Source organism: Subdoligranulum sp. APC924/74 (assembly GCF_003324125.1).
Taxonomy (GTDB): domain Bacteria; phylum Bacillota; class Clostridia; order Oscillospirales; family Ruminococcaceae; genus Gemmiger; species Gemmiger qucibialis.
This window is the reverse complement of the sequence record NZ_PSQF01000086.1, coordinates 1-11,504: the sequence shown is the minus strand read 5'-3', so window position 1 is coordinate 11,504 and position 11,504 is coordinate 1. Positions and strand designations below refer to the sequence as shown.

General features: G+C 56.0%; 11 protein-coding genes. 10 read left to right on the top strand and 1 reads right to left on the bottom strand.

The genetic code is table 11. From position 1 onward, the window contains the following. Nucleotides 1-167: 167 nt before the first annotated feature. The gene (locus tag C4885_RS13470; protein ID WP_114000828.1) at nt 168-635 is read right to left on the bottom strand and encodes a CBS domain-containing protein; all 468 of its coding nucleotides are present in this window, start codon (nt 633-635) and stop codon (nt 168-170) included. A gap of 359 nt (nt 636-994) precedes the next feature. On the opposite strand from C4885_RS13470, the gene C4885_RS13465 reads away from it, so the two are divergent. From C4885_RS13465 to C4885_RS13430, 10 genes are all read left to right on the top strand, one after another. Continuing rightward, complete coding sequence (locus C4885_RS13465) at nt 995-1,348, top strand: Asp23/Gls24 family envelope stress response protein (protein ID WP_114000827.1); 354 nt, start codon at nt 995-997, stop codon at nt 1,346-1,348. Nucleotides 1,349-1,424: 76 nt separating this feature from the next. After that, nucleotides 1,425-3,125, top strand: coding sequence for a DAK2 domain-containing protein (locus C4885_RS13460; RefSeq protein ID WP_114000826.1), 1,701 nt, complete (start codon nt 1,425-1,427; stop codon nt 3,123-3,125). A 96-nt stretch (nt 3,126-3,221) separates the two neighbouring features. Then, nucleotides 3,222-5,264 carry an ATP-dependent DNA helicase RecG gene (recG, locus tag C4885_RS13455; RefSeq protein WP_114000825.1) on the top strand — a complete coding sequence of 681 codons (2,043 nt, stop codon included), beginning with the start codon at nt 3,222-3,224 and terminating at the stop codon, nt 5,262-5,264. Nucleotides 5,265-5,421: 157 nt separating this feature from the next. Beyond that, nucleotides 5,422-6,783, top strand: a complete 1,362-nt coding sequence (locus C4885_RS13450) for a D-alanyl-D-alanine carboxypeptidase family protein (protein WP_114000824.1) — start codon at nt 5,422-5,424, stop codon at nt 6,781-6,783. Between the two features lie 39 nt (nt 6,784-6,822). Continuing rightward, a complete protein-coding gene (locus tag C4885_RS13445) occupies nt 6,823-8,268 on the top strand; it encodes a nicotinate phosphoribosyltransferase (RefSeq protein ID WP_199488119.1) in 1,446 nt (481 codons plus the stop codon). Nucleotides 8,269-8,372: 104 nt separating this feature from the next. Then, on the top strand, nt 8,373-8,789 hold the full coding sequence (locus C4885_RS13440) for a hypothetical protein (protein ID WP_158538905.1): 417 nt from the start codon (nt 8,373-8,375) through the stop codon (nt 8,787-8,789). A gap of 110 nt (nt 8,790-8,899) precedes the next feature. Beyond that, nucleotides 8,900-9,025, top strand: a complete 126-nt coding sequence (locus C4885_RS17230) for a hypothetical protein (protein ID WP_256359671.1) — start codon at nt 8,900-8,902, stop codon at nt 9,023-9,025. A gap of 143 nt (nt 9,026-9,168) precedes the next feature. After that, nucleotides 9,169-9,309, top strand: a complete 141-nt coding sequence (locus C4885_RS16525) for a hypothetical protein (protein WP_158538904.1) — start codon at nt 9,169-9,171, stop codon at nt 9,307-9,309. A gap of 305 nt (nt 9,310-9,614) precedes the next feature. Next, entirely contained in the window at nt 9,615-10,292 is a 678-nt protein-coding gene (locus tag C4885_RS13435) for an HAD family phosphatase (protein ID WP_158538903.1), read from the top strand. Nucleotides 10,293-10,321: 29 nt separating this feature from the next. Beyond that, a complete protein-coding gene (locus C4885_RS13430; protein WP_114000821.1) occupies nt 10,322-11,341 on the top strand; it encodes a glycosyltransferase family A protein in 1,020 nt (339 codons plus the stop codon). Nucleotides 11,342-11,504: the final 163 nt, after the last annotated feature.

Below are 11,504 nucleotides of genomic sequence, written 5' to 3'. Positions count from 1 at the left end.
ACCGCATAATTCTAAGTGCCGATACGGCGAGCGAGGTGCGGCAGCTGCTAAGCCAAAAGCGCAGATAATACTGGATGTCTTATCGAGCATTTTGGCAACACAGATGCCGTGCCGCAGCCGCCGAAGCGGTGCTTAAGCCGCTAGGCGGGAATTGTGCGGTGTTGCCCTTACACAAATGCCGCCTCCTTGCGGGCTTTGCTTTTAGCGGTTTCCGGGAACACATTGCCCTTTGGGCTCTCATAGTCTTTGGCAACCTGCTGCAAAATTGCGGTACGGCGTACAATGCCGATAAATACGTTGCGGTCATCCACCACGGGAACAAAATTCTGGTCAACGGCGGCGTTCAGCAAAGCGTGCATGTCAGTGGTAACGGGAACTGCCTTGTAATCCCGGCGGCGGGGGAAAGAGGCGATGGGGATATCCTCGCTGGCGTCAATATCCAGCCCGTGAATGCTTTTGATGCCCCATAAAATGTCGCCCTCGGTCATGGTACCCAGGTATTCGCCGTTGCGTTTTAATACCGGAATGGTGGCAAAGCGCTGGTTGGACCATTTTTCAAGGGTTTGGCGCAGGGTAAAATCTTCATAGATAAATAAAACGTCCTGTTTTGGCGTTAAAAAGAACAACAGATTCATGGTGGGAAATAACTCCTTTGCAGGTTATCTTGATGGAAAGGAAAAGCACTGTGTATGGCGGCTTTTGCTGCTCCCCGCATCTACTGCAGGGGCGGGCGTTAAAAGTACGACCTTTACTAATATTAAGTATACGCGCCGTTTGGGAGAACTTTGTGAATGGATTGTTAAAACCGATGTAAAAAATTAGGCTGCAAATTTTGTTCCCTTTTCGGCAGGGCTTTTTACAAAAAGCTCTGTTCAAACCGAAACAAATCGTGTATAATAGAATTGCGTTAGCTGTAACTGACGCACATGGAACCCGGCAAAAGGGTTAAACCCGAAGCTGGGAATTCATCTGTATTCCATAGGGAGGAACGCAAATGATCACACGAGTGAATCCTTTGGGACATATTTCGCTTACGAATGATTACTTCTCGGGCCTTGTGGCCGAAGCTGCCAAAAACTGTTACGGTATTGCCGCCATGGGCCAAAGCTCTGCCGCCAGCACAGTGCGCGAAGCGCTGCGCAACGGCTCCCTGCCCGAAAAAGGCGTTACCGTAAGCCAGCAGGAAGGGCGGCTGGTCATCACCCTGCACATCAAAGTGGGGTATGGCCTGAACATCGCTTCCATCACGCAAAGCATTACCCACCGCGTTAAAGATGAAGTTGAACATGCAACCGGCCTGAAAGTGGCCCGCATTGATGTGTTTGTTGATGATATCATTGACGAATAAAGCGGCGGGGGCCCCGGTTGGCATTTGCCCCGGCGGCTTGTTTCCCCAAAAATTACAATGAGGTGCAACTGTTAGAATGATTACTGGTAAGACACTGCGCGACGCCATCATTTCCGGCGCCAACAATATTGCAAATCAACGTACCCGCGTGGACGAGCTGAACGTTTTCCCTGTGCCGGATGGTGATACAGGTACCAATATGAGCATGACGATCGGCGCGGCCTTGAGCGAGCTGAACGCCATGCCGGATACCTGCACGGTGGCCGAAGCCAGCAAGAGCGCTGCTTCCGCCATGCTGCGCGGTGCGCGCGGCAACTCCGGCGTTATCACCAGCCTGCTGTTCCGCGGTTTTTCCAAGGCGCTGGCCGGTAAAACCGATGCCGAGGCCGCTGACCTGGCCAAAGCCCTGCAGATGGGCGTGGAAGCTGCTTACAAGGCGGTCATGAAGCCCACCGAGGGCACCATCCTGACCGTTACCCGCCTGGCTGCCGAGGCTGCCGTTGCCGCTGAAACCGACGATGTGCCGCGGCTGTGGGCCACCGTGTGCGAAGCTGGCCAGAAAGCTCTGGAGGACACCCCCAACCTGCTGCCTGTGCTGAAAAAGGCTGGCGTTGTGGATGCCGGCGGCCAGGGCATCATGCTGGTGTTTGAGGGCATGAAGCAGGTGTTTGACGGCGGTGAGATCGTTGCCGGTGCCGAGGTTGCCGCCAAGCCGAAGCTGGATTCCAGCGCAGCAGGCAAGGGCGTGTTTACCGACGACCTGATGAAGGTTGAGGATATCAAAAACGGCTACTGCACCCAATTCCTGGTCCATAAGGATTCCGGAGCAAGCATCACCCGCCTGCGCGCTTTTCTGGAATCCAACGGCGACTCTGTTGTTGTGATCGAGGATGACGATGTGGCCAACTGCCATGTGCATACGGCTGACCCCGGCATGATGCTGAGCGAGGCCATCAAGTATGGCTACCTGACCAATTTTAAGATCGAGAACATGCACGAGCAGTTCCTGGCCCGCCAGAAGCAGGCCAAGGGCCTGGAAAAGCAGGCCGAAGCCGAGGAAAAGGCTGCCGAGACCGGCGCAAAGGAAACTTTTGTTTACGCTGCAGTTGACCCGGACCGCGCTTATGGCTTTGTTGCCGTGGCAGCGGGCGATGGACTGAAATCCGTGTTTGAGGACCTGGGCGTGGATGCCGTTGTTTCCGGCGGCCAGACCATGAACCCGGCAACCGAGGATATCCTGGCTGCCATCCAGAGCGTGCCTGCCAAGACCGTTCTGGTGCTGCCCAACAATAAAAACATCATCATGGCTGCCGAACAGGCAGAAAAGCTGGCTGACCGCAAGGTCCTGGTTCTGCCTACCCGTACCGTGCCCCAGGGCATGACCGCTATGCTGAACTTTGACCCCGAAGCCGCCCCGGAGGAGAACGCCGTCAACATGATGGCCGCCGCCGAAAAGGTTGCTACCGGCCTGATCACCTATGCCGCCCGCGACAGCGAGTTTGACGGCCGCCCCATCCGTAAGGGTGAGATTATGGCGCTGGAAAACGGTAAGATCGTTGCCACTGGCAGCGACATTACCAAGATGACCTACCGCCTGGCACGTTCCATGAAGAAAAAGGACAGCCAGTTCATCACCGTGATCTCCGGTGCGGAAGTCAGCGAGGAAGATGCCGAACATACCACCGAACTGGTGCAGTCCAAGTGCGGCTCCAGCGTGGAGGTCAGCCATATCCATGGCGGTCAGCCGGTTTACTACTATATGCTCAGCGTGGAATGATCCCGGCATAACGGACAAAACCATTCAAGGACGAACTTGTGCATCAAAACGCATGTTCGTCCTTTGTTTATAACCTTACCGGAAGGAGGTGCAGCCATGCCGGATATCAACAGCGACATCCAATACCTGAAAGGCGTTGGCCCGGCTTATGCCAAAAAGTTTGCCAAGCTCGGCATTTATACCATCCGGGATCTGCTGCTGCACTATCCGCGGCGGTATATTGATTATTCCCAGCCGTACACGGTAGTATCAGCGCCGTTTGATGTGGACTGCTGTGTAAAGGCAACGGTGCTGCAGCGGGACCCGGACCGGCGCATTAAAGGCGGGCGGATGCTCTCCCATGTGCTGGCAGGGGACGATACAGGAATGCTGGCGCTTTCCTGGTTCAACGCGCCCTATGCGGCGGAAAAGCTGGAACCTGGAACCGAATATTATTTCGAGGGCCGCGTTGGCGGCATGATGACCCGGCGGGAAATCCTGCACCCGCTTGTGCGCACCGAAGCCCAGGTTGCTGCGGCACCCCTGCTGCCGGTTTACGGAAGCACCGAAGGGCTGCCCGCCGCCCGCCTGACCCGCTGCGCCCAGCTGGCGCTGGAATATGTGGCCCAGCTGGATGACCCGCTGCCGCCAGAGCTGCTGACCCGCTACCGCATGCCACCCAAAGCGGACGCTGTGCGGGCCATCCATGCCCCGCGGGATGCGGCGGACGCCGCTGCCGCCCGCCGCCGTTTGATCTTTGAAGAATTGTATATCCTGCAGCTGGGCATATTTTTGATGCGGGGCCATGGCCGCAAAATTACCGGTGCTCCCATGCGGGAGCTGGACCTTGCGCCGTTCTGGCGCAGCCTGCCCTATGCACCCACCGGGGCACAGCGCCGCTCGGCGGAAGAAATCTGCCATGATCTGTGCGGCCAGACCCCGATGAACCGTCTGCTGCAGGGCGATGTAGGCAGCGGCAAAACGCTGGTGGCCGCTGCGGCCATCTGGTTTGCCGCGCAAAATGGCTGGCAGAGCGCCATGCTGGCCCCAACGGAAATTCTGGCCCGCCAGCACGCCGCCAACCTGGCCGACCGCCTGGAGCCGTTTGGCGTCAACGTTACCTTGCTGGTGGGCGGCATGAAAGCCGCCGAAAAGCGGGTGGCCCTTGCCGCCATTGCGGATGGCCGTGCCGGGCTGGTGGTTGGCACCCATGCGGTGCTGACGGACAGCGTGGTGTTCAAAAATCTCGGCCTTGCCATTGTGGACGAACAGCACCGCTTTGGCGTGCGGCAGCGTGGCATTCTGGCGGGCAAGGCCAACAACCCGCACCTGCTGGTCATGAGCGCAACCCCCATCCCGCGTACTCTGGGGCTTTTGATGTACGGGGATCTGGATATCTCCATCCTGGATGAGCTGCCCCCCGGCCGCAAGCCCATCAAGACCTGGTTCATCACTGGCAAAAAGCGCCGCGATATGTACGGCTTTCTGGAAAAACAGATCGCCGCAGGGCATCAGGTATATATCGTCTGCCCGGCCATTGAGGAAAACGAAATGGATTCCGGCATGAAAGCCGTCAAGCAGTATTACGAGCAGGTGGCCTGCCCGCTGCTGCCGGGGCGGCGCATCGGCCTGCTGCACGGCAAAATGAAGCCGAAAGATAAAGATGAAGTGATGCAGCAGTTCAAGGCCGGGGAGCTGGATGTGCTGGTCAGCACCACCGTGATTGAAGTCGGTGTGGATGTGCCCAATGCAACCGTAATGGTGATCGAAAATGCAGAGCGGTTCGGCCTTTCGGCACTGCACCAGCTGCGCGGTCGCGTGGGGCGCGGTGCGGCGAATTCCTGCTGTATCCTGATTTCGGATAACGAGGGAGAAGCGGTACGCCAGCGGCTGCACTTTTTGTGCCGCACATCGGATGGTTTTGCCGTTGCCAAGTATGACCTGGAAACCCGCGGCCCCGGCGACTTTTTCGGCGAAGCACAGCACGGCCTGCCCACCCTGCATGTGGCGGACCTTGTGCAGGATACCCGCACCCTGACCGTTGCCCAGCAGGAAGCCAAAGCCCTGCTGGCCCTGGACCCCAACCTGGCCAAACCGGAGCACAAAGCCCTTTCGGACGAAGTGGAGCGCCTGTTTGCCACAGCCGGGGCCATGAATTAGTCTTAACATCTTTATTTCCAATAAAAAACTGCCCAAATTATTTTTGATTTTTTTGTATAATCTCTTTTTTTTGCAGAAAGAATTTGCTATACTAAGGTTTAACCTGTATTGACACATAACTTTACAGGTTGGGCCAACAAACCAAAAAGGACATGCCATGAAACAATTCCTGTCTGCCTGCCTTGCGGTACTGCTGCTGGCGGTGCTGCTGGTCCTGCCCGCCGTAGCGGAGGAAACCGCCGATGCCCCCAATCTGACACCGGGATTTTCTGTTACCGCAGAGGCAGCCTATGTGGCTAACACCGATACGGGGCTGGTTGTTTATGAAAAAAACAGCGAAACCCCCATGGCCGCCGCCAGCCTGACCAAGCTGATGACCATGATCCTGATGCTGGAAAGCTACCAGGACCAGCTGGATACCATCAGCATTACAGCGCCGGGCTATATCTATGATTACCTGTACGGCAAAAATGCTTCCACGGCGGATATCTGGAAAGACGAGACCCATACCCTGCGCAGCCTGCTGTATGCCATGCTGCTGCCCAGCGCCAACGAGGCAGCGTATATCGTGGCAGACTATATGAGCGGCAGCAGCATTGATAACTTTGTGGCCATGATGAACGATGAAGCTGCCCGCATCGGCTGCACCGGCACTACCTTTACTGACCCCTGCGGGCTGGATCCCGGCAACGTGACCACCGCGCGGGATGCCTACCTGCTGGTGCGGGTGGCTATGGGCTATGATGCCTTTGCCCAGGCGGCAGGGGAGGAAAGCTACCAGATGCCGGCCTCCACCAAGCATGATTCGCCCTATACCATCCTGACCAGTGATAAGCTGGTTTCGCCCAGCAGCAACTATTACCGCTCTTACACCAAAGGCGGCAAAACCGGCAGCCTGGATGACTGGCAGAATTTTGCGGGCTGGCACACCCAGGACGGCGAAACCTATGTCAGCGTGGTGCTGCACAGTCCCAAAACGGACGAAGACCCGCGCCCAGCGCTGACCGAAACCGCCGAGCTGATGGATTGGGCGTTCGCCACCTTTACCGTGACCGCGGCGCTGGATACCACCCAGCCCATCACCGAGCTGCCTATTGTGTATTCCTCCCAGACGGATACGGTAATGATCTACCCGGCGGATGATATGCAGACCCTTTTGCCGCGGCAGGGCGGGGCAGAGCTGACGGAAAAAACCTTCAATGTTCCGGAGCACCTCTCCGCGCCCATCAAGCAGGGCGATGTGGTGGGTACCGTTACCGTTACCATGCAGGGCGAAACCGTTGGCACGGTGGACCTTTTGGCCGGCAGCAGCGTGGACCGCAACGAGCTGTTGTATACCATGGCGAAGGTAAAGGCTTTCTTTTCAAGCACTTATTTCAAGGTCGTTATTGTGCTTTGCATCATAGCGGCTGCTGTCTATGCGGTTTTGTGGGTGTATGTTATGCTGCTTACGGTGCGCCGTGTGGAGCAACCGACCCCAAAACGCAAAAATAAACCGAACGATTGGAATAAGGAATAATGGCGGGCACCAGCCAGCCATAAGGGGGTACATTGTACTATGTTGGATGTAAAACGCAACCTGACAACCATGACGGATTTTTATGAGCTTACCATGTCGGCCGGTTACCTGGACGAAGGGTATAAGGATAAAATTGCCGTCTTTGATATGTTCTTCCGCAAGGTGCCGGACGGCGGCGGTTACGCCATTATGGCCGGCCTGGAGCAGTTTATCAACGCAGTGGACAGCCTGAAATTTACCGAGGAAGACATCAATTATCTGCGCTCCACCGGTGCTTTCAATGAGCAATTCCTGGACTATCTGCGCAACTTTAAGCTGCACTGCAATATCTGGGCGATTGAAGAGGGCATGCCCATCTTCCCGCAGGAGCCCATTGTGACCGTAGAAGGCCCGGCTATTGAGTGCCAGCTGCTGGAAACCCTGCTGCTGGTCACCTTTAACCATCAGTGCCTGATTGCCACCAAGGCAAACCGCATCTGCCGCGCTGCCGCTGGCCGCCCGGTTATGGAGTTTGGCGCCCGCCGTGCCCAGGGGTATGACGCCGCCTACTTTGGCGCCCGCGCTTCTTACATCGGCGGCTGCAGCTCCACCTCCTGCGTGATGGCTGCCCGTGACTTCGGTATCCCGGCATCCGGCACTATGGCACACTCTTGGGTGCAGATGTTCCCCACCGAGTATGACGCATTCAAGAAGTATGCCGAGATGTACCCGGACAACTGCGTGCTGCTGGTGGATACCTACAACGTTCTGCGCCATGGCGTGCCCGATGCCATCAAGGTGTTTGACGAAGTGCTGAAGCCGATGGGCAAGCGCCCCAAAGGTGTGCGCATTGACTCCGGCGATATTGCCTACCTTTCCAAAAAGGCCCGCCAGATGCTGGATGCCGCCGGTTACCCGGACTGCACCGTCTGCGCTTCCAACTCTCTGGATGAATACATCGTGCGCGACCTGATTTTGCAGGGTGCCCGTGTGGACAGCTTTGGTATTGGCGAGAACATGATCACCGCCAAGAGCGACCCCGTGTTTGGCGGCGTGTACAAGCTGGCCGCAGTGAAAGAGGATGACGGCAGCTATACCCCCAAGATGAAGCTCTCCGAATCCGTGGAAAAGATGACCATTCCCTGCCTGAAAAAGGTATGGCGTATCTATGATGAGGACGGCAAAGCCCAGGCAGACCTGATCACTATGGCAGACGAAGTGGTGGATACCAAGAACGGCATTACCCTGTTTGACCCCATCGAGACCTGGAAGGAATGCACCTATGTCAACAGCACTGCCCGCTGCATTTCCACCCCGATCTATGAGAACGGCAAGCGCGTTTACACCAGCCCCAACCTGGCTGATATCCGCAAGTTCTGCAAAGCCCAGGTGGGCACCCTGTGGGACGAAGTAAAGCGCTTTGAAAACCCGCACCGCTATTATGTTGACCTGAGCAAGAACCTGTGGGATACCCGCAGCGAACTGCTGAAGAAGCTGTCCAAATAAAATGCTGTAACTTTATTACAAAATGGTTACAAGCTGCGCCCCCTGCACATACTATGGTAAAGGATGACGGGGTCATTCTTCCATACTGTACAGGGGGCGTTTGTATGTCTGTTTGTTTCCACCGTCTGGCTGCGCCGGGGCAGCTGGTGCTGTTTGCCATGGGCGGTACCGCGTACCTTGCGCTGGAGATCGCCTGGCGCGGCACAACCCATTGGACGATGTTTTTGGCGGGCGGGGCCTGCCTTTGCGCACTGGATGCCCTCGGCCGCCTGCCACTGCCCACCCCGCTGCTGGCGGGGATCGGCGCGGTTGGGGTTTCGGTGCTGGAACTGGGCACCGGGCTTGCCTGCCGCCGTCTGCTGCATGTTGAGGTGTGGGATTACAGCCAGGAATGGGGCAACCTTGCCGGGCTTGTGTGCCCAAAATACACGGCACTCTGGTTCCTTTTGTGCCTGTGGGTGCTGGGTATGATGCGCTTTTTGCGCGGTTTTGCCGCCTATGTGGCCCGCACAAAGGCTTAAAGTACACTTTATCACCCTGCTTTTTCGTCTGCGAGGACTGGAAGTCCGGTTTATCGCCCTGGATGTCTGCTATAATAAAACCATAGCAAAGCAGAAAGGCAGGGGTTCCCATGACAGCACAATTCCGGTATGTAGCAGGCCACATTGAAGTTTATTCCGCAACGGGCGAGTTCCTTTTTTCCGCCGATACCATGCAGGAGGCATGGGAGGACTACCAAGACGAAATGTCCGCGTGATGCGTACAGATGCAGTTGCAAAATATACAAAATAACGAAATAGTTTATAATATACAAAAAACTTTTGTAAGATTGTACAAAGCATGCATTGCAAAATCCCCCTGCGCTGGATATAATAAAGACAGAAAGGAGATGGGGTTGCAATGTTGAACCTTCGTTCGTTTGCAAAGTGGGTACGTGGTATTCTGGACAGTGAGGAAGCCTATAACCTGCCGGAAGATGTCTACAACGACGTGATCCCCTCCGGCGTTCATGACTTCTGCCGCTTCGACCGGGAGTACTAAGACGGTACCGTATCGTTCTCGACGATTGGACCAGCACACGGTAATGGTGCGCAGAAGGATGCGGCTCTGACCGGAATTTACCACGAATAGGGCATAAATAAGATATGGATGATTGATTCACCATAATACTGTTTGTTGCACCTTGAAACAAGCAAGCAGGCACCAGGCCACCCACCCGGTGCGCAGCCCCTCCGGCAATGGTTATGCCGGAGGGGTTGTTTTTTTTTGCAAAATTTAGTATCCTTAAAACGTATTGCTTATTGCAGGGTACAATTTTGCACCCCAAAACGATTGTGAGGTACGCCGTGGAACTGACCCCTTACGCAATTTTTGATATGGATGGCACCCTGTTGTGTTCCACCGGCATGTGGGACCATGTAACGGACCGCATCCTTGCAAAATATGGAAAAACCATCACCCATGAACAGCGCATGGCCAACATGACCCTTACGGTGGAAGGAACCGCCGCGATGTTTGTGCAGCAGCTTGGCGTGCCGCTGACGGAGCCTGAATGCGCAGAGCTGATCCGTGCCGAAGCGCGGTACGGCTATGCGCAGGAAGCCACCGTAAAGCCGGGCGTTGAGCAGGTGCTGGCAGCCATGCACGCACGCGGTGTGCGCATGTGCGTGGCATCCGGCACCGAAACACCGCTGATCGAAGCCGCGCTGACCTCCCACGGGCTGATGCGCTGGTTTGAATTTGCGGTGGACTGCAAGAACCCTGACGGCAAAAAGAAGCCGGATGTATATCTGGATGCTTTGCACCGTTTTGGCGTGCAGAACCCCGTGCAGGCAACCGTGTTTGAGGATTCCCCCGTGGGGATTGCCACCGCGCGCGCCGCCGGTTTTGCCACCGTTGGCATTTATGATGAACCAATGGCAGAGTTCTGGCCGCAGATTACCCAAACGGCGGATTTTGCCAGCCGCACCTGGCAGGACTGGCTGCAAAATGTGCAGCAGACCGGCCCCGTACCCCGCAAATAAGCATGAAACTATAAGAATTGAGGCCTGTTATGAAGCTGATCACCTTTACCGTACCGTGTTATAATTCCGCAGCCTATATGGACCGCTGCGTAGAAACGCTGCTGCCCGCCGGGGAGGAGGCCGAGATCATCCTTGTAGATGACGGCTCCAAGGACGACACCGGCAAAATTGCCGATGCCTATGCTGAAAAATACCCCAACATTGTCAAGGTCATCCACCAGGAAAACGGTGGCCATGGCGAGGGTGTCAACCAGGGCATCCGCAACGCAAGCGGTATGTACTTCAAAGTCGTGGACTCTGACGACTGGCTGGATGCCGAAGCTCTGCAAAAGGTCATGCAGACCTTGCGCGGTTTTGCCGCCATGGAGCAGCCGGTGGACCTGCTGATGTGCAACTATGTGTACGAGCATGTGGCGGATAACACCCACCACACCGTCAGCTACAAGAGTATTCTGCCGCAGGACCGTGTGTTTGCCTGGGATGAGATCGGCCGTTTCCCGCCGAGCCAGAACATCTTGATGCACACCGTCATCTACCGCACCCAGATCCTGCGTGACAGCGGCCTGGAGCTGCCCAAGCATACCTTCTATGTTGATAACGTGTTCGTCTACCAGCCGCTGCCGCTCTGCCAGCGTCTGTACTATATGGATATTGACCTGTACCGTTACTTTATTGGCCGTGATGACCAGAGCGTGAATGAGAGCGTGATGGTCAAGCGCGTGGACCAGCAGTTGCGCGTGACCAAGATCATGATCGACGCGGTGGATCTGTATGCTCTGCCGGAAAGCCAGAAAAAGCTGCGCGCCTACATGTTCAACTATCTGTCCATGATGATGGCGATCTCCAGCGTGTTCCTGACGATGGATGGCCGCCCGGAGGCTTTTGAAAAAAAGACCGAGCTGTGGCAGTACCTGAAAAACCACGATGAGCGCGTGTACAACAAGTGCCGCCATTCCGTCGCCGGTGCCTGCAACCTGCCCGGTACGCTGGGTCACAAGATCACCCTGTGGGGCTACCATGTGGCGCAAAAAATCTTTAAGTTCAACTAAATAATAACAAGCAACGGGGGGCTGCCTGGCAGCTCCCCGTTGTTTGTTATTACAGGATTTAGGGCAATACCGCATAATTCTAAGTACCGATACGGCGAGCGAGGTGCGGCAGATGCCAAGCCAAAAGCGCAGATAATACTGGATGCTGCAAAGGTGAGCGCCG